Here is a 19165-nt window from a genome sequence, read left to right on the forward strand (position 1 = left end):
GGGGGCGACCGGGCGGGTGGTCAACAGGGAAAATGCGGAAAAGTTCAAAAAAACCGAGAAAGGCGCTCGGCGACCCCCGGCGGGGCTGCGGAGCGGTGTTCAGCCGCGGTGAGAGCCCCTCTCCGCTTCCCCGTTGGTCCAGCCTTCCATCGTCTCCGCTACGAAGTCCCCAAAACGCCCATGTTCGATCGTTTCGCGGGCCCCTGCCATCAGGTGCTGGTAGTAGGCGAGGTTGTTCCAGGTGAGCAGCATGGCGCCCAGAGCCTCCTGCGTTCGCACGAGATGGTGGAGGTAGGCTCGCGAATAGTCCCGAGACGCCGGGCAGTCCGAACGGTCGTCCAGCGGGGACGCATCCTCGGCATGACGGGCGTTCTTGAGGTTGATCCGCCCGTGCCGGGTAAAGGCCAGGCCGTGGCGCCCTGCCCGCGTGGGCATGACACAGTCGAACATGTCGACCCCGCGCATGACGGACTGGAGGATGTCGTCCGGTGTTCCGACGCCCATCAGATAGCGCGGCTTGTCCCGCGGAAGAACGGGAACTGTCTCGCCCAGCATTGCCAGCATGACATCCTGCGGCTCGCCGACCGCAAGCCCTCCGATGGCATAGCCCTTCAGGTTCATTTCGCGCAGGCGTTCTGCCGACCGGACACGTAGATCCGCATCGTCGCCTCCCTGGACGATGCCGAACATCGCCTTTCCCGGCTGATCGCCAAAGGCCACCGCGCAGCGCTCTGCCCAGCGAAGCGAGAGCTCCATCGCTCTCTCGATTTCGGGCCGTTCCGCTGGAAGGCGGATGCACTCGTCGAGCTGCATCTGGATGTCGCTGTCGAGGAGACCCTGGATCTCGATCGAACGCTCGGGCGTGAGTTCATGCACCGAGCCGTCGATATGCGATCGGAACGTGACGCCCTTTTCCGACATCTTTCGCAAGCTCGCCAGGGACATGACCTGAAAGCCGCCGGAGTCGGTGAGGATCGGGTAGGGCCAACGTGCGAACTCGTGCAGACCACCGAGACGTCCGACGCGTTCGGCGCCGGGACGCAGCATCAGATGGTAGGTGTTGCCGAGGATGATATCGGATCCGAGGTCTCGCACCTGATCGAGATACATGGCCTTCACCGTCGCGGCGGTGCCCACGGGCATGAAGGCCGGAGTGCGAACCGTCCCACGCGGCATCGTGATCGTGCCGCGACGGGCCTTGCCGTCGGTCGCGGACACTTCGAAGGAAAAGTCGGTCAAGCGGTTCGCTCCAGAAGACACGCGTCCCCGTAGGAATAGAAACGGTAGCCGTCGCGGATGGCATGGTCGTACGCGGCCCGCATTCGGTCGAGGCCGCTGAACGCAGACACAAGCATGAACAGCGTCGAGCGCGGCAGGTGGAAATTGGTCATCAGCCCGTCGACCGCGCGAAACGCGTAACCCGGGGTGATGAAGATGTCCGTTGCATCCGCAAAGGGTTCGATACGACCCGTCTTCCGGGCCGCGCTCTCGAGAAGCCGCAGCGACGTCGTTCCGACGGCCACGATGCGGCGCCCTTCGTCCCGAGCCGTTTGCAGCCGCATCGCGGTGTCCGGGGTGACGACCCCGATCTCGCTGTGCATCCGATGCTCGGACGTATCCTCGGCCTTCACGGGCAGGAAGGTTCCCGCCCCGACATGCAAGGTTACGTACTCCTGTGCGATCCCGCGCGCAGAGAGCCCGGCGAGGAGATCCGGCGTGAAGTGGAGACCGGCCGTCGGTGCGGCGACCGCGCCGTCTTCGCGAGCGAACACGGTCTGGTAGTCCCGCAGATCCGCCTCGTCGACGGCACGCTTCGAGGCGATATAAGGCGGCAGGGGGAGGCGGCCGACGGCGGCGATCGCCGCGTCGAGCGCGGGCCCGCTCGCGGAGAACACGAGTTCGATCTCACCACCCTCCCCCTTCGCGACGACATCCGCACGGAGCGGCGCGGTGGCGTCGGACGAGAAAGCGAACTCGATCGCATCTCCGACCTTGATGCGCTTGCCGGGGCGCATGAAAGCCATCCAGCGGTCGATCGCAACGCGCATGTGCAGCGTTGCGTCCACGTCGATGCGCGAGGCGCCTTGCGACGTCTGGCGGACGCGCTGGCCCGAAAGTTGGGCGGGAATGACCCTGGTGTCGTTGAAGACCAGGACGTCGCCCTCGCGCAGGAGGCCCGGAAGGTCTCCAACACGGTGGTCCTCGAAAGGGCCGGCGGCGCCGACACGCAAAAGCTTGGCCGATTCGCGCGGAAGAGCGGGCCGCAGCGCGATCCGCTCTTCCGGAAGTTCGAAGTCGAAGAGATCGACCTGCACGGTGCTGCGATCAGACGTCCGCGGCGACGCGCATGGTGGTGATCGAGTCGGGGTCGCGGACAGGCTCGCCGCGCTTGATCTTGTCGACGGCATCCATGCCCTCGATGACCTCGCCCCAGACCGAGTACTGCCGGTCCAGCCAGGGGGCGCGCTCGAAGCAGATGAAGAACTGCGAGTTCGCGCTGTTCGGGTTGGCAGTGCGCGCGGCCGAAACCGTTCCGCGCTTGTGGGACTCGGCGGAGAACTCGGCCTTGAGGTCCGGCTTGTCCGAACCACCCGTGCCAGTCCCCGTCGGGTCGCCGGTCTGTGCCATGAAGCCGTCGATCACGCGATGGAACACGACGCCGTCGTAGAACCCTTCGCGGGCCAGTTCCTTCACCCGAGCTACGTGACCGGGCGCCAGATCAGGGCGCAGCTTGATCACGACCTGTCCCTTCGTCGTTTCCAGAACCAGCGTGTTTTCGGGATCCTCGAAGGCCATGAGCCGTCTCCTTGTGAATGAATAGGGGCGATCCGACTGGATCGGCCCGCCCGTCTGCTTCGCTGAATGAATGAAGCGTCTTGCAGTTGCAAGACGAATGTCAGCGGGTCTCGACCTTCACCATCTTGTCGGGGTTCTCGACGGTGCCGTTGTTGGCCTCGTCACCCTTCTTGATCTTGTCGACCACATCCATGCCCTTGGTCACTTCGCCGACCACTGTGTACTGGCCATTCAGGAAGTCGCCGTCGGCGAGCATGATGAAGAATTGCGAGTTGGCGGAGTTGGGGTCCTGCGACCGCGCCATGCCGACTGTACCGCGCTTGAAGGGCGTGTCGGTGAACTCCGCCTTCAGGTCCGGCTTGTCCGAGCCACCCATGCCCGTGCCGGTCGGATCACCGGTCTGCGCCATGAATCCGTCGATGACGCGGTGGAAGACGACGCCGTTGTAGAACCCTTCCTTCGCCAGCGCCTCGATCTGCTCGACATGCTTGGGCGCGAGGTCGGGTCGGAGCTTGATGTCGATCTCGCCCTTGTTGGTTTCGACCACCAGCGTGTCGCCGGCCCCGGCGGTCTGCGCGTGCGCGGGTGACAGCGCCGAGATTGCGACGGCGGCAAGGAGGCCGAGGGTCGGAAGAACTTTCATCGTCGAACTCCGGACAGCTTTCATGAAGCGGAAAGCCTGCGTTTCAGGGCGGCGGCGACGTGCTCCGGAACGAAGGAGGATACGTCCCCACCCATCTTGGCGATCTGGCGGACCAATGTGGCCGTAATGGGCCTCGTGCTGGGCGAAGCAGGCAGGAACACCGTGGTCAGGTCGGGCATGAGGACGCCGTTCATCCCGGCCATCTGCATCTCGTAGTCGAAATCCGTGGCGTCGCGAAGTCCGCGCACCAGCGCCACAGCGCCCTGCCGCTTCGCCTCCTCCACCACGAGGTCCGAGAAGAACGAAACCCGAACCGTGTTGCCGGACCCGGCGGCTGTGGGGAGTGACATTCGAACGAGTTCCGCGCGCTCTTCGGCTTCGAAGAGCGGCGTCTTGCCCAGATGCACACCGATCGCCACCACCACCTCGTCGAAGAGATTGCACGCCGATCGGATAATATCCACATGTCCAAGCGTCGGCGGATCGAAGCTGCCGGGATAGAGAGCAGTCCTCGCCATCATCGTTTCCTAACCATGCGGACCGATCGATCGGCCGACGCTTCCAGCGCGCCCCGCCGATATGATTTTGCAAAGCATTCGAGACGCAAACTCGATTTCGGCCGAGCGCTGCGCAACGACGAGAATCAGCGACACCCATCCGCGGAACGTTTCGTCAAGCATATCGTTATGGTGCTGTTATCAGGAGAGAAATCCATGCTGTTCCTCGCCTTGTCGCTCGCAATGGTCGCTTCCCTTTCGACCGCGACGGTCATCGCCATGCATAACGAAGCGAGCAAGCAGCGGGCACGAGCCTTTGCGCGCAAGCCGAAGATCCTGGGCTGAGGATAAGCGCGGCATGAGCCTCCAACGAGTTGTCATGCCGCTTCTCCTCCCAGACGTTACTCCTGAGACGTTTCCTCCGGACCCGCTGAAACGTCGCCCACTTCGCTTTCTTCGCTTCCCTGATCTGGAATGCGCTCGACGGAAACGACGCGTTCGTTGTCGGCCGTATTGAAGATGGTCACGCCCTTGGTCGCTCGTCCGGCGATGCGGATGCCTTCGACCGGCACCCGAATCATCTGACCGCGATCCGAGATCATCAGGACCTGATCGCCTGGTTCGACCGGAAAGCCTGCCACCAGCTGTCCGATATCTCCGACCCGGCCGATATCGGTCGCGCGTATCCCTTTGCCGCCGCGACCGCTCGTCCGGAAATCGTAGGACGATGACCGCTTGCCGTAGCCGAACTCGCTGAGCGTGAGGACGAATTCTTCCCGCGCGCCGAGGTCGGCGTAGCGCTCCGGCGAGATCGACACGTTCTCCGCGGCTTCCTCGTCGAGCGGTTCCTCGGCGACCTCCCCTTCAACGGCCCGGCGCTTGCGCAGGTAGTCCGCGCGCTCCGCCGGCGTCGCGTCGACGTGGCGCAGGATGGCCATGGAAATAAGGCGATCGTTCTTGCCAAGCGCCATGCCGCGCACGCCGATGGAGTTGCGTCCCGTGAAGACCCGGACATCGGTCGTCGGGAAGCGGATGCAGAGCCCGGAGGACGAGACGAGCAGGACGTCGTCGTCCTCGCCGCAAACGGCCACGGCGAGGATTTCGTCCTCCGCCTCCTCCAACTTCATGGCGATCTTGCCGTTGCGGTTCACCTGGGTGAAGTCCGACAGCTTGTTGCGACGAACCGTGCCCTTGGTGGTCGCAAACATCACGTTCAGCCGCTCGGCCGCGGCCTCTTCGTTCGGAAGCGGCAGGATGGATGTGATGCGTTCGCCCTTCTCGAGCGGCAGCATGTTCACGAGCGCCTTGCCGCGCGACTGCGGCGTGGCGAGCGGCAACCGCCAGACCTTCTCCTTGTAGACGATACCGCGCGAGGAGAAGAACAGCACCGGCGTATGCGTGTTGGCGACGAAGAGCCGGGTGACCGAGTCCTCCTCGTCCTTCAGCGACATGCCCGAGCGGCCCTTGCCGCCGCGACGCTGCGCCCGATAGACGCTGAGCGGCACGCGCTTGATGTAGCCCCCGTGGCTCACGGTGACGACCATGTCTTCGCGCGGGATCAGGTCCTCGTCGTCGAGGTCGGCGGCGCCTTCCAGAAGTTGCGTCCGACGGGGCGTCGCGAACTCGTCGCGAACCGCCGTGAGTTCCTCCTTGATGATGTCGCGTACGCGAACCCGCGAGGACAGGATCTCGAGGTAATCACGGATCTCGGCGCCGATCGCGTTGAGCTCGTCGCCAATCTCGTCGCGTCCGAGCGCCGTCAGGCGCTGAAGGCGCAGGTCCAGGATGGCGCGCGCTTGCGTCTCCGACAAGCGGTAGGTGCCCGCGTCGCTGATGCGATGACGCGGATCATCGATGAGCCGAATGAGCGGCGCGACGTCCTTCGCCTCCCATTCGCGCTCCATCAGCTGCTCACGCGCAGAACTCGGGTCCGGCGCATGACGGATCAGCTTGATGATCTCGTCGATGTTGGCGACCGCGATCGCGAGGCCAACGAGGACATGCGCCCGCTCGCGCGCCTTGCGAAGCAGAAACTTCGTGCGGCGCTGAACCACTTCCTCTCGGAACGCCACGAAGGCCGAGAGCATGTCGAGCAGCGTCATCTGCTCGGGCTTGCCCCCGTTCAGCGCCACCATGTTGGCGCCGAACGTCGTCTGCAGCGGGGTGAAGCGGTAGAGCTGGTTCAGGATGACATCGGACGAGGCGTCGCGCTTGCACTCGATCACGACGCGGTAACCCTCGCGGTCGCTTTCGTCGCGGATGTCGGAGATGCCCTCGATGCGCTTCTCGCGCACCAGATCGGCCATCTTCTCGATCATGGTCGCCTTGTTCACCTGGTAGGGAACTTCGGTGATGACGATCGCTTCCCGGTCGCCGCGCATCTCCTCGACATGCACCTTGCCGCGCATCAGGATGGAGCCGCGGCCGGTCGAATAAGCGCTCTGGATTCCGGCTCGACCGATGACGATCGCTCCCGTCGGGAAGTCCGGTCCCGGAATGATCTCCATGAGGTCCGGCAACTGCAGCGCCGGATTGTCGATCAAAGCGATACAGCCGTCGATCAGCTCGCCGAGGTTGTGCGGCGGAATGTTGGTCGCCATGCCGACGGCAATGCCGCCGGAGCCGTTCAGAAGGAGGTTCGGCACCCGGGCCGGCAGCACGACGGGCTCGAGCTCGCGGCCGTCGTAGTTCTCCTGGAAATCGACCGTTTCCTTGTCGATGTCGGTGAGGATCGCGTCCGACACCTTCTCCAGCCGACATTCGGTGTAGCGCATGGCCGCCGGCGGATCGCCGTCGATCGAGCCGAAATTGCCCTGCCCGTCGATCAGCGGTGCGCGCAGGGAGAAGTCCTGCGCCATGCGCACCAGCGCGTCGTAGATCGAGGCATCGCCGTGCGGATGGTACTTGCCCATCACCTCACCGACCACGCCGGCCGACTTGCGATAGGACTTGTTGTAGACCAGCCCCATCTCGCTCATCGCGTACAGGACACGGCGGTGGACGGGCTTCAGTCCGTCGCGCACGTCGGGCAGCGCCCGGCTGACGATCACGCTCATCGCGTAATCGAGATACGAGCGCTGCATTTCCTCGACGATCGAGACCGGCTCGATTCCGGTCGGACGTTCGGGCTGGATAGAATCGGGAGGAAGGTCGGACAATATGAAACCCTGGGCAGAATGTACTGCCCTTATATAAGGAGTCAGGCATCGGACGCAAATTGACGCGTCAAGATTATTCTAGTCAAAACAACGGCTTGGCGCACCCTTCGTATTTTTCGCATGCGTTCTGCGCTCGTCCGAGCGCAAACCGGCATCGCCTGCCGCTTCCCGCGACGCTAAGAAGGCTCCTTCGCCCGTGATCTCGAAGGCCTGCGCATGCTTGAAACCCTGCTGAACGGCTTCGCGACGCTCTTCGTGATCATCGACCCGATCGGGCTCGCCCCGATCTTTCTCGGGCTGACGGCCGGCCTGTCAAAGGCCGAGCGGCGGCGGATCGCACGCAACGGCTGTCTGATTGCCTTCGCGATCCTGGCCGTGTTCGGCCTCGCGGGTCTCAGCGTCCTTACGGCGCTCGGCATCTCGCTCGGCGCCTTCCGCATCGCGGGCGGACTCTTCCTGTTCTGGATCGCGTTCGAACTGGTGTTCGAGAAGCGTAAGACGCGCAAGGAGAAGGATGCCCAGACGGCGATGACCGAGCACGAGGTCGGCGAGATCGCGGCGGTGCCGCTCGCCATCCCGTTGATGGCAGGCCCCGGGGCGATATCCGCCGTCATTCTCTTGTCGGGCGAGCTGCCGAGCGCCGCGGGTCAGGGCAGCGTCCTGGCGGTCGTGGCCATCACGATCTTTGTCGCCTACCTGTTCCTGTCGCTCGCCGACAGGCTCGAGCGGCTTATGGGCCAGACCGGGCGCGCCGTCGTCACGCGCCTTCTCGGCGTCCTCCTGGCGGCACTGGCCGTTCAGTTCGTCAGCGACGGGATCAAGGCCTTATTCCTCGCCCCCGCCGGCTGACGTCTCAGCGAGCGGTCAGAACGGGATTTCGTCGTCCATATCGTCGGACGGGCGGCCACCACCGCCGCCGCCGCCGTACCCGCCACCACCGGAACCGCGTCCGCCGCCGCCGCCCGAGCCTCCGCGACCATAGTCGCCGCCGCCACCGCCGCGGGAACCGCCCCCGGAGCGTTCGCCGCCACCGCCCTCGTACGGCGAGCCGCCGCCGCCTTCGCCGCGTCCGCCGAGCATCTGAAGCTCGCCGCGGAAGCGCTGAAGCACGACCTCGGTCGTGTAGCGCTTCTGACCGGACTGCTGGTCGTCCCAGGAGCGGGTCTGGAGCTGGCCCTCGATGTAGACCGTCGAGCCCTTCTTCAGGTACTGCTCGGCGACCTTCACCAAGTTCTCGTTGAAGATCACGACGCTATGCCATTCGGTGCGCTCCTTGCGCTCTCCGGAGGCCTTGTCGCGCCAGGTTTCGGATGTCGCGATACGAAGGTTCGCGATCGCGTCGCCGGAATTGAGCCGCTTGATCTCGGGATCGGCACCCAGATTTCCGACGAGGATGACCTTGTTGACGCTACCCGCCATTCTTCTTCTCCGTATGAACGCTCGTCGCGCGGACCCTAATGCCAAGGCGGCAACTTCGATACCGCCCGCCGCGCGCGATCCCCAACTCTTCGCGCCCGGGCCCATTCGATCCCCCGGTCGCGCGGATTGCCCGACTGATGATTCTTGTCTAGAACAAAGTAAGAACAATATCGAGTGTGCCAATCGGATCCGCCACGGTTTGATTCTTCGGGCGCTTCCTCCGATATGGGCGGGGGTGTCCCGAAAAAATCTGGACCCCAGCGGCCGAACCGATCCCGGCGCCATTTCATTCAAGCCTTCGAACTCGACACAGCGCGGCGAACTCCATGAAGAACGTCATCTCGATCCGTGGTGCTCGCGAGCACAATCTGAAGAACGTCGATCTCGACCTTCCTCGCGACAAGCTGATCGTGATGACCGGGCTGTCCGGTTCGGGAAAATCGTCGCTCGCCTTCGACACGATCTATGCAGAGGGGCAGCGCCGATACGTCGAGTCGCTGTCGGCCTACGCCCGCCAGTTCCTAGAGATGATGCAGAAGCCGGACGTCGACCAGATCGACGGCCTGTCGCCGGCCATCTCGATCGAGCAGAAGACGACGTCGAAGAACCCGCGTTCCACGGTCGGTACGGTCACGGAAATCTACGACTATCTCCGTCTGCTGTTCGCGCGTGTCGGCGTGCCCTATTCGCCGGCGACGGGCCTGCCGATCGAAAGCCAGACTGTGAGCCAGATGGTGGATCGCGTCCTGGCGTTGGAGGAAGGCACGCGCCTCTACCTCCTGGCGCCGATGATCCGAGGCCGCAAGGGCGAGTACAAGAAGGAGCTGGCTGAGCTCCAGAAGAAAGGCTTCCAGCGCGTCCGCATCGATGGCGAGTTCCACGACATCGCCGACGCGCCGGCGCTCGACAAGAAGTACAAGCACGACATCGATGTCGTGGTGGACCGTCTGGTGGTGCGCGGCGACATCAAGGCGCGGCTGGCCGACTCGCTGGAGACCGCGCTGAGGCTCGCCGAGGGTCTTGCTGTCGCCGAATTTGCCGATGGCGTCGACGACAATGGCAAGCCACGCCAGATCCTGTTCTCCGAGAAGTTCGCCTGTCCGGTGTCCGGATTCACGATCCCGGAGATCGAACCGCGCCTCTTCTCCTTCAACAATCCGTTCGGTGCGTGCCCGCGCTGCGACGGCCTCGGGTCGCAGCAGCAGATCGATCCGAAACTGATCGTGCCCGACGAGAACCGCACGCTGAAGGGCGGCGCCATCGCGCCCTGGGCGAAGTCGACATCGCCCTACTACGGCCAGACGCTCGAGGCCCTCGGCCGCGAGTACGGCTTCAAACAGACGGAACGCTGGTCGGCCTTGTCCGAGGCGGCGCGCAACGCGATCCTCAACGGCACCGGCAAGACCAAGATCGAGTTCCGCTACAACGACGGGCTGCGGTCCTACTCCACGACCAAGACGTTCGAGGGCATCGTGCCCAATCTCGAACGCCGCTGGAAGGAGACTGACTCGGCATGGTCGCGCGAGGAAATCGAGCGCTACATGTCGGCCACACCCTGCCCCGCCTGCAAGGGCTTCCGGCTGAAGCCGGAGGCGCTCGCGGTCAAGATCGGCGGACTGCATATCGGCGAGGTCAGCGAGCAGTCGATCCGCCATGCCGGCGCCTGGTTCGAAGCGCTGCCGGAGAAGCTGACGCAGAAGCAGAACGAGATCGCGGTCCGCATCCTCAAGGAAATCCGCGAGCGCCTCCGGTTCCTCAACGACGTCGGCCTCGAGTACCTCACCCTTTCGCGGGCATCCGGAACCCTCTCAGGGGGCGAGAGCCAGCGCATTCGTCTCGCGTCCCAGATCGGATCCGGGCTTACCGGCGTACTCTACGTCCTCGACGAGCCGTCGATCGGCCTGCATCAGCGCGATAACGAGCGGCTTCTGGCAACTTTGAAGCACCTCCGGGACATCGGAAACACCGTGATCGTCGTCGAGCACGACGAGGATGCCATCATGATGGCGGACCATGTCGTGGACATCGGGCCCGCTGCGGGCGTCCACGGAGGCCAAGTGATTGCGTCCGGCACGCCGGCCGAAATCATGGCCCATCCGGAATCCCTGACCGGCGCCTACCTTTCCGGCACCCGAGGCGTGCCTCTCCCGGCCAAGCGCCGAAAGCTGCAGAAGGGCAAGGCCATCAAGGTCGTCGGGGCGCGTGGCAACAACCTGAAGAACGTTTCGGCCGAAGTGCCGATGGGCGTCTTCACGTGCGTCACGGGCGTTTCGGGCGGCGGCAAATCCACGTTCCTGATCGAGACCCTGTTCAAGGCGGCGGCCCGCCGGATATCCGGCGCGCGGGACGTGCCGGCCGATCACGACCGCGTGGATGGGCTCGAGCTTCTGGACAAGGTCATCGATATCGACCAGTCGCCGATCGGACGCACGCCGCGCTCCAATCCGGCAACCTACACGGGCGCCTTCACGCCGATCCGCGACTGGTTCGCTGGCCTGCCTGAAGCGAAGGCGCGCGGTTACCAGCCGGGCCGCTTCTCCTTCAACGTGAAGGGCGGCCGGTGCGAGGCGTGCCAGGGCGACGGCGTCATCAAGATCGAGATGCACTTCCTGCCAGACGTCTACGTCACCTGCGATGTCTGTCACGGCAAGCGCTACAACCGCGAGACGCTCGAGGTGACGTTCAAGGAGAAGTCGATCGCCGACGTCCTCGACATGACGGTCGAGGAAGGCGTCGAGTTCTTCGCGGCTGTTCCGGCCGTGCGCGACAAGCTGGTGACGCTCAACGAGGTCGGTCTCGGCTACATCAAGGTCGGCCAGCAGGCGAACACTTTGTCCGGCGGCGAAGCCCAACGCGTGAAGCTCGCGAAGGAACTGTCACGCCGTGCGACCGGCCGCACTCTTTACATTCTCGACGAGCCGACGACGGGCCTTCATTTCCATGACGTCGCCAAGCTGCTCGAAGTGCTCCACGAGCTCGTCGAGCAGGGCAACACCGTGGTCGTCATCGAGCACAATCTGGAGGTCATCAAGACGGCCGATTGGGTCATCGATATCGGCCCGGAGGGCGGTGACGGCGGCGGCGAGATCGTAGCGGCGGGAACGCCGGAAGATCTGGTCAAGGTGCCGCGCTCCTACACAGGCCGTTTCCTGAAGGATCTTCTACAGCGTCGACCGATGGCGAAGGCCGAAGCCGCCGAATAGGTTCAGGCGTCGCGAAGTGCCGCGAGTTCCGCGTGAACACGCGGAAGCATTTCGGGCAGGTCTTCGGAAATGAGACCCGGTCCGAAGTTCTCCGCGGCGCGACCATGCATCCAGACGCCGGCACAGGCCGCCTCGAATGCGGGTGTGCCTTGCGCAAGCTGCGCGGCGACGATGCCGGCCAGCACATCTCCGGTGCCGGCTGTCGCCAGCCAAGGGGTGCCCGTCGCATTGATCGCCGCCCGTCCGTCGGGAGACGCGATCACTGTGTCGGCGCCCTTGGAAACGACGACCGCGCCGGCGCGCTCGGCCGCCGATTGCGTGGCCTGCAGCTTCGACAGCGAGGCATCCTCGGCCAGATCGGGGAACAATCGTCGAAACTCGCCGCCATGGGGCGTCAGCACCGCCCTGCCCGGCCTGCCCCTGCAAAGGCGGAACAGGTTTTCCGGCGCACCCGCGGAGGCGGTGATGGCATCCGCGTCGAGAACGATCGCACGATCTCGTTCGAGGACCAGCTCCGCGAAGGCCCGCGCCCTATCGGCGTCGCCGAAGCCGGGTCCGAGTACGAAGGCGTTGAAGCGTTCGTCCTCCAAAAGCGTGCGAAGATCGTCGCTGCTTCCACATCCCCGTAGCATCAGGGCAGTGACCTGCACGGACAGGCCGGCGAGCGCATCGTGGGGTGCGGCGAGTGTGACGAGACCTGCGCCGCCGCGAAGGGCGGAGATCGCCGAAAGCCGCGCGCCACCGCCTTTTTCGATCGGACCGGCGAAGACGACCGCGTGCCCGCGATCGTATTTGTGTCCGGCCATGGACGGATGCGCGAGACTGCGCATCCAGGATGCCGGCTCGTTGGCGACGGCAACCGCCGGCACCCTGGCCCATACGTCTTGCGGAATGCCGATGTCCGCAACGATCACCTGCCCGCAGTACTCTCGTCCCGGCATCAGCAGATGCGCGGCGCGACGTCGCTCGAAGGTCACGGTTCGCTGGGCCTTGACCGCCTCCCCAAGCACATTGCCCGTACCGGCATCGATGCCGCTCGGCACGTCGACCGACAGGACAGGTGAGCCTCCCGCTGCGAGCCGCCGCACGGCGCCCGCGCATTCGTCATCGAGCGCACGCTTCAGCCCGGTTCCGAACAGTCCATCGATGACGAGGTCGTATCGACGGTCATCGAAGGTGCCAAGCGGCCGCGACCCGTCATCGCATTCCCCCTGTCCGAACGTGAATACGGTCACCCGGTGTCTCTCGCTGAGGCGCTTGGCAGCGACCCTGGCGTCGGCTCCATTCGAACCGGGGCCAGCCCAGACCGCGATCCTCGATCCCTCGCTCAACCCCTCCTCCGCACGGGCCGCAACGGCTTCGCCAGCCCGATCGATCAGATCGCCCAGAGGGATGCCGGACGCAATCGCGAGCGCGTCCGCTGCTTTAACTCCCGCCCCATCGAGAAGAGCAGTTGGCGACGCCGCGTGATGCATTCCGATGAAACCTTCATCATTTGCCTTAAAAGAAGGCAGAATTTGCCAATTGGGTGGTCAGACGCTCCCCGCAGTTCGCTGGTTTTCGCGTCACTCATCCGATACACATTGCGCAGGCATTCGCCGCATCGACTCGGCCGGTTCAAGCGGCTACACGCTGCAGGGCCGGGAGCAGACGATTATCCGCCCGAGCGCGGGTACGTAGGGGGAGACGGACTTCGGTGAAGAAGGTCGAAGCGATCATTAAGCCCTTCAAGCTCGACGAAGTGAAGGAAGCCCTTCAGGACGTTGGTCTCCAGGGCATCACCGTCATCGAAGCCAAAGGCTTCGGTCGCCAGAAGGGTCACACGGAGCTGTATCGCGGCGCCGAGTACGTGGTCGATTTCCTGCCGAAGGTGAAGATCGAGATCGTTCTCGCCGACGAAGCGGTGGAAGCAGCGGTCGAGGCGATCCGCAAAGCGGCGCAGACCGGGCGCATCGGCGATGGCAAGATCTTCGTCTCGCATGTCGAGGAAGCCGTGCGCATCCGCACCGGCGAAAGCGGCGTCGACGCGATCTGATTTCCGGCAGCATTCCGGTCAGCCAAACGAGTTCAGTCGTCCAGACAGAAAGGACACTCATGACTTCGGGCAACGATATTCTGAAGCAGATCAAGGACAACGACGTCAAGTTCGTCGACCTGCGCTTCACGGATCCCAAGGGCAAGCTTCAGCACGTCACGATGGACCAGACCATCGTCGACGAGGACATGTTCTCGGAAGGCACGATGTTCGACGGTTCGTCGATCGCCGGCTGGAAGGCGATCAACGAGTCCGACATGACGCTCATGCCGGATCCCGAAACCGCCCACATGGACCCGTTCTTCGCGCAGTCGACGATGGTCCTGTACTGCGACATTCTCGATCCGGTCTCGGGTGAGAGCTACAACCGCGACCCGCGCGGCACCGCCAAGAAGGCCGAAGCCTACCTGAACCAGTCGGGCATCGGCGACACGGCCTATTTTGGCCCTGAGGCCGAGTTCTTCATCTTCGACGACGTCCGCTACAAGGCCGATCCGTACAACACCGGCTTCAAGCTGGATTCGACCGAGCTGCCGTCCAACGACGACTCCGAGTACGAGACCGGCAACCTTGGCCACCGTCCCCGCGTGAAGGGCGGCTACTTCCCGGTTCCCCCGGTCGACAGCTGCCAGGACATGCGGTCCGAGATGCTGACGGTCATGGCCGAGATGGGCGTGTCGGTCGAGAAGCACCACCACGAGGTGGCCGCGGCGCAGCATGAGCTCGGCATCAAGTTCGACACGCTCGTCCGCAACGCGGACAAGATGCAGATCTACAAGTACGTCATCCATCAGGTCGCCAATGCCTATGGCAAGACGGCGACCTTCATGCCGAAGCCGATCTTCGGCGACAACGGCTCGGGCATGCACGTGCACCAGTCAATCTGGAAGGGCGGCAAGCCGACCTTCGCCGGCAACGAATACGCGGGCCTTTCCGAGAACGCGCTGTTCTACATCGGCGGCATCATCAAGCATGCCAAGTCGCTGAACGCCTTCACCAATCCGTCCACCAACGCGTTCAAGCGCCTGGTGCCGGGCTACGAGGCGCCGGTGCTGCTGGCCTACTCGGCTCGCAACCGCTCGGCCTCCTGCCGCATTCCGTTCGGCCAGTCGCCGAAGGCAAAGCGCGTCGAAGTCCGCTTCCCGGATCCGACCGCGAACCCCTACCTCGCCTTCGCCGCCATGCTGATGGCGGGCCTCGACGGCATCAAGAACAAGATCCATCCGGGCGCCGCCATGGACAAGGATCTCTACGACCTGCCGCCCGAGGAGCTGAAGGAAATCCCGACCGTCTGCCGTTCGCTCCGCGAGGCGATGGAGAGCCTGGATTCCGACCGCGACTACCTGAAGGCCGGCGGCGTGTTCGACGACGACCAGATCGACGCCTTCATCGACCTCAAGATGGCCGAGGTTCTGCGCTTCGAGATGACCCCGCACCCGGTCGAGTTCGACATGTACTACTCGGTCTGATCGGTTTCGAACTCATCCGCATGACAGGCCTCGGCGCTTCGGCGCCGGGGCCTTTTTCGTTGACGGAGTCTCGCGACGGACGCGGCGTCGCCGAAACTCTGAAATGTCCTCGCCCGCGACGGGATCGGCGCACCTGCCCATCCCGCCCAACAATCCGAGGCCAAGGGGCGCGCGGCGATACGCAGCCGCTCCCATCCGGCGAAATTCGGCACCTGACGCAAAAAGGCCCGGCGGATCGCTCGGCCGGGCTTTCGTTGTTGGTTTCGACCTAGCCTTAGCTCAGGCGGCTGCGGAGACCTCTGCGGAAACCGGCACTTCGGAGATCGTCTTCAGGACTTGGCTCGCGATCTGGTAGGGGCAGCCCTGGGAGTTCGGGCGGCGATCCTCGAGATAGCCCTTGTAGCCGTTGTTGACGAATGAGTGCGGCACGCGGATCGACGCGCCGCGATCGGCCACGCCGTAGGAGAACTTGTTCCAGGGCGCCGTCTCATGCTTGCCGGTCAGGCGCAGGTGGTTGTCCGGGCCGTAGACGGCGATATGGTCATCGAGATTGCGCTCGAACGCTGCCATCAGCGCCTCGAAGTAGGCTTTGCCGCCCACTTCGCGCATGTGCGCGGTCGAGAAGTTGCAGTGCATGCCCGAGCCGTTCCAGTCGGTGTCACCGAGCGGCTTGCAGTGCCATTCGATGTCGATCTCGTACGTCTCGCACAGGCGCTGCAGGAGATAGCGCGCCATCCAAATCTGGTCCGCGGCCTTCTTGGAGCCCTTGCCGAAGATCTGGAACTCCCACTGACCCTTCGCCACCTCGGCGTTGATGCCCTCGTGGTTGATGCCGGCGGACAGGCACAGGTCGAGGTGTTCCTCGACGATCTTGCGGGCGACCGAACCGACGTTCGAATAGCCGACGCCCGTGTAGTACGGGCCCTGCGGCGCCGGGTAACCGCTTTCGGGGAAGCCGAGCGGACGGCCGTTCTTGTAGAAGAAGTACTCCTGTTCGAAGCCGAACCAGGCGTTCTCGTCGTCGAGGATCGTCGCGCGGGCGTTCGAGGCATGCGGGGTGACACCGTCGGGCATCATGACCTCGCACATGACGAGGACGCCGTTGGTGCGTGCGGGATCGGGATAGACGGCCACCGGCTTCAGCACGCAGTCGGAGCTGCGGCCTTCGGCCTGCATCGTGGAGGAACCGTCGAAGCCCCAGAGGGGCAGCTCTTCCAGCTTCGGGAACTCGGCGAAGTCCTTGATCTGCGTCTTGCCACGAAGATTCGGCACCGGGGTGTAGCCGTCGAGCCAAATGTATTCGAGCTTGTATTTCGTCATCCCACTTCTCCAAAGCGTCGGCCGGTTCTCACGCACCTCTCATGGCGCGCGTCCACAACCTGCCTGACCTTTGACATGCATTTCTCATGCCACTTTTCGCACGAGTGACGAACAGCGGCAGCGAACTAGCTCGGGCGCTTCCAACACCGTGCAGCTCGTCGCCCTCGAATCCCGACGCGATAGCGGTTTCAGCGCCTCGCCTGTGGCGAACAATCCAAGGATTTACCTTTTCTGACACCATAGGCCGCGCAGGACCCTACAAGGCTCCAACGGTCGAGGCCTTCCACCTGCTGAAATAAGGTGCATATTGAGTATGGAATGAGCACGAGACGCGTGCGAAACGCTCTGCAATTCCTCGAAGAGGATGCGACGATGGATCAGACCGCCACGATCAAAAGCGCCACCATTTTGGCTTTCCCCCATGCCGGTCGACGCGACACGCGGGCCTGGGGTGTGGAACCTCCCCAAAGCCTCTTGCCCCAGGCGACGATCGTCGACTGCGACGCCTGGTACCATCAGGCCGCGGTCGAAGAGGACAAACCGCACGGCAACGCCTGACGGTCGTCAGGTGCCGAAGATCGATACGCCGGAACGTTTGGCGAAGGCCTCGAGCGCAATGCGACCGAGGTGCGAATTGCCGGCCGCATCGAGCCCGGGCGACCAGACCGCGATCGACGCTTGTCCAGGCACGATCGCCAGGATGCCGCCTCCCACCCCGCTCTTGCCGGGCAATCCGACCCGATAGGCGAACTCGCCGGAGCCGTCATAGTGGCCGCAGGTGAGCATGATCGCGTTGATGCGACGCGCTCGTTCGGGCTGGATGACCGAAAGCCCGGTGGCCGGGTGGCGCCCGGAATGGGCGAGGAAGCGTCCCGCAAGAGCGAGCTGGCGACAGGACATAGCGATGGCACAGTGGTGGAAGTAGACGCCGAGCGTATATTCGACTGGATTTTCGATTACGCCGAACGATTTCATGTAGTTAGCGAGCGCCATGTTTCGGAAGCCGGTACGCTGCTCGGACTCGGCGACCGCCTTGTCGATCGTGATCCCCTGGTCGTCCGACAGGAAGCGCATGAAGCGCAGGATTTCGCCGAGCGCCTCGCGTGGCTTGTGACCGGAAAGGATCACATCCGTGACCGCAATGGCGCCGGCATTGATGAAGGGGTTCCGGGGCACCCCCTTCTCGCTTTCCAGCTGCACGATCGAATTGAAGGCCGTGCCCGAGGGCTCCCGCCCCACCCGCTTCCACAGTCGATCACCCGCAATCCCGAGCGCGAGGGTCAGCGTGAAGACCTTCGAGATGCTCTGGATGGAGAACGGCATGTCGGCGTCGCCAGCCGCAGCGACCGTGCCGTCCGGCAGCGCCACCGCCATTCCGAAGAAGGCGGGATCCACACGCGCGAGTTCGGGAATGTAGTCCGCGACCCGGCCGCGCTCGGGACGCGCGCGCATCTCTTCCGCAATGTCCGTGACGAGGGACTGAAGTTCCGAACCAGTGATCATCAAAGACTCCGCTGCAAGCGTCGGGCGATGTGGACCACCACGTTTACCGCGGCGAAGAAGGGCCGACCTTGGTATCGATCCAGTTCAGAGCGTCGCGCCAATCGATCATCCGGATCGGCGTGCCGTGGTTGCCGTCCTCGAAGCCGACGAACCGGATGGGATAGGTCGGATCGCCCTTTCGCACGGAGCTGTAGAAGGCCACCTGACGGTCGAACGCATACACCTTGTCGCGCGTACCATGAGCCAGGAACAGAGGCATCCTCGCCTTGTGCGCGCGGCGCATCGCGGCGAAGCGGTCGGAGCTCGAATCCGATCCAAGCAGCATCATGGCGTCCACTGCGGGCGCGTCGGAGCCGGACGCGATGCTCCAGCAGATCTGTCCGCCCATCGAGGCGCAAGCCAGAATAAGCCGCGACGATGCATGCTCACGCTTCAATTGCTGGAGCAGCGTGCCGATCCTGGCGGCGTCCGCGTCGCCCAACCGTCCGCCGTCCACGGTGACATAGATGCCGTCGTTGCGGACCAGCAGGTTCTTCAGGCGATTGAAGTTACCGCCGAAGGACCAGTCGTTGAGCCCGAGCCGACGATCCCCGTTTCGGCCGTGCACGAAGACGAGTATCGGTCCGGTCCGTGAAATTGAGCCAACCGTCGCATAGCGAAGCGGACCGCCGGGCGTCGCGATTTCCCGGTCCTCCGGCCGACCGATCGCCTTCAGATCGACATAGCGACGCTTCACGCGTCGTTCAGGAATGTCGTCCCGGTCGTCGATGTCCCGCGCTTCGCTGTACGGCACGTCCAGGCGCTGCCCGCCGTCGAGACTGGCGACCGGCTCGGGGTAGGAAAAGAGACCGTCCTTGAAGGGTGCGAACGGCTCGGCCGACGCCGTGGCGATGCAAGCGAGGGCGACCACAGCGCCCAAGAACCCACTCGCCGTTCGCATCATGAAACCCCATTCGCATTCGTTGTTCATCGTCACCATACGCGGAGCGAAGCGTCCTGAGGCGTTGCGGCGATGCGTCATGTGCGGGATAAACGCCCTCGAACACCCGCTGCGCGGCGCGCCTCGAGTGAGAACACTTGTAGAACATTGGCGGAAAGGCTACCTCGAAAGCATGCCGCAGC

General features: G+C 64.1%; 17 protein-coding genes. 6 read left to right on the top strand and 11 right to left on the bottom strand.

What is annotated here, in order from left to right:
* Positions 1-99 precede the first annotated feature (99 nt).
* The 5 genes from tgt to coaD all read right to left on the bottom strand — a co-directional run bounded on the left by tgt (position 100) and on the right by coaD (position 3957).
* The gene (gene tgt / locus AUL34_RS15470; RefSeq protein WP_061935440.1) at positions 100-1239 is read right to left on the bottom strand and encodes a tRNA guanosine(34) transglycosylase Tgt; all 1140 of its coding nucleotides are present in this window, start codon (positions 1237-1239) and stop codon (positions 100-102) included.
* The gene (queA, locus tag AUL34_RS15475; protein WP_061935445.1) at positions 1236-2315 is read right to left on the bottom strand and encodes a tRNA preQ1(34) S-adenosylmethionine ribosyltransferase-isomerase QueA; all 1080 of its coding nucleotides are present in this window, start codon (positions 2313-2315) and stop codon (positions 1236-1238) included. The genes tgt and queA overlap by 4 nt, the downstream gene beginning before the upstream one ends.
* Positions 2316-2325: 10 nt before the next feature.
* Positions 2326-2796 (bottom strand): peptidylprolyl isomerase, encoded by a 471-nt coding sequence (locus AUL34_RS15480; protein ID WP_061935448.1) that lies wholly within the window; start codon positions 2794-2796, stop codon positions 2326-2328.
* Positions 2797-2896: 100 nt separating this feature from the next.
* The gene (locus AUL34_RS15485) at positions 2897-3439 is read right to left on the bottom strand and encodes a peptidylprolyl isomerase (RefSeq protein ID WP_061935451.1); all 543 of its coding nucleotides are present in this window, start codon (positions 3437-3439) and stop codon (positions 2897-2899) included.
* A gap of 20 nt (positions 3440-3459) precedes the next feature.
* A complete protein-coding gene (gene coaD, locus AUL34_RS15490) occupies positions 3460-3957 on the bottom strand; it encodes a pantetheine-phosphate adenylyltransferase (RefSeq protein WP_061935453.1) in 498 nt (165 codons plus the stop codon).
* On the opposite strand from coaD, the gene AUL34_RS22755 reads away from it, so the two are divergent.
* On the top strand, positions 3904-4281 hold the full coding sequence (locus AUL34_RS22755; RefSeq protein ID WP_210168814.1) for a hypothetical protein: 378 nt from the start codon (positions 3904-3906) through the stop codon (positions 4279-4281). The genes coaD and AUL34_RS22755 overlap by 54 nt on opposite strands.
* Positions 4282-4337: 56 nt before the next feature.
* Here AUL34_RS22755 and gyrA read toward each other — a convergent pair whose 3' ends face one another.
* Positions 4338-7019, bottom strand: coding sequence for a DNA gyrase subunit A (gene gyrA / locus AUL34_RS15495; RefSeq protein WP_061935878.1), 2682 nt, complete (start codon positions 7017-7019; stop codon positions 4338-4340).
* 285 nt (positions 7020-7304) lie between these two features.
* On the opposite strand from gyrA, the gene AUL34_RS15500 reads away from it, so the two are divergent.
* A complete protein-coding gene (locus tag AUL34_RS15500) occupies positions 7305-7943 on the top strand; it encodes a MarC family protein (protein WP_156420953.1) in 639 nt (212 codons plus the stop codon).
* 15 nt (positions 7944-7958) lie between these two features.
* Here AUL34_RS15500 and ssb read toward each other — a convergent pair whose 3' ends face one another.
* The gene (gene ssb / locus AUL34_RS15505) at positions 7959-8513 is read right to left on the bottom strand and encodes a single-stranded DNA-binding protein (RefSeq protein ID WP_061935458.1); all 555 of its coding nucleotides are present in this window, start codon (positions 8511-8513) and stop codon (positions 7959-7961) included.
* 326 nt (positions 8514-8839) lie between these two features.
* Here ssb and uvrA point away from each other — a divergent pair, with 326 nt between their 5' ends.
* Entirely contained in the window at positions 8840-11716 is a 2877-nt protein-coding gene (gene uvrA / locus AUL34_RS15510; RefSeq protein WP_061935460.1) for an excinuclease ABC subunit UvrA, read from the top strand.
* Between the two features lie 2 nt (positions 11717-11718).
* Here the strand turns inward: uvrA and AUL34_RS15515 are convergent, their stop codons facing one another.
* On the bottom strand, positions 11719-13191 hold the full coding sequence (locus AUL34_RS15515) for an NAD(P)H-hydrate dehydratase (protein WP_061935462.1): 1473 nt from the start codon (positions 13189-13191) through the stop codon (positions 11719-11721).
* A 221-nt stretch (positions 13192-13412) separates the two neighbouring features.
* On the opposite strand from AUL34_RS15515, the gene AUL34_RS15520 reads away from it, so the two are divergent.
* Positions 13413-13751, top strand: coding sequence for a P-II family nitrogen regulator (locus AUL34_RS15520; RefSeq protein ID WP_061935464.1), 339 nt, complete (start codon positions 13413-13415; stop codon positions 13749-13751).
* A 59-nt stretch (positions 13752-13810) separates the two neighbouring features.
* A complete protein-coding gene (glnA, locus tag AUL34_RS15525) occupies positions 13811-15220 on the top strand; it encodes a type I glutamate--ammonia ligase (protein WP_061935466.1) in 1410 nt (469 codons plus the stop codon).
* Positions 15221-15499: 279 nt separating this feature from the next.
* On the opposite strand, the gene AUL34_RS15530 is transcribed toward glnA, so the two are convergent.
* Positions 15500-16540: a glutamine synthetase beta-grasp domain-containing protein gene (locus AUL34_RS15530; protein ID WP_061935468.1), complete on the bottom strand. Its 1041-nt coding sequence runs from the start codon at positions 16538-16540 to the stop codon at positions 15500-15502.
* Positions 16541-16912: 372 nt separating this feature from the next.
* Here AUL34_RS15530 and AUL34_RS15535 point away from each other — a divergent pair, with 372 nt between their 5' ends.
* On the top strand, positions 16913-17098 hold the full coding sequence (locus tag AUL34_RS15535) for a DUF2735 domain-containing protein (RefSeq protein ID WP_192845772.1): 186 nt from the start codon (positions 16913-16915) through the stop codon (positions 17096-17098).
* A gap of 6 nt (positions 17099-17104) precedes the next feature.
* Here the strand turns inward: AUL34_RS15535 and AUL34_RS15540 are convergent, their stop codons facing one another.
* The gene (locus tag AUL34_RS15540; RefSeq protein ID WP_061935473.1) at positions 17105-18043 is read right to left on the bottom strand and encodes a glutaminase; all 939 of its coding nucleotides are present in this window, start codon (positions 18041-18043) and stop codon (positions 17105-17107) included.
* Between the two features lie 43 nt (positions 18044-18086).
* Positions 18087-19013, bottom strand: a complete 927-nt coding sequence (locus AUL34_RS15545) for an alpha/beta hydrolase (RefSeq protein WP_210168813.1) — start codon at positions 19011-19013, stop codon at positions 18087-18089.
* Between the last annotated feature and the right edge of the window lie 152 nt (positions 19014-19165).

The sequence above is a fragment of the Aureimonas sp. AU22 genome (genome assembly GCF_001463745.1).
Lineage (GTDB): Bacteria > Pseudomonadota > Alphaproteobacteria > Rhizobiales > Rhizobiaceae > Aureimonas.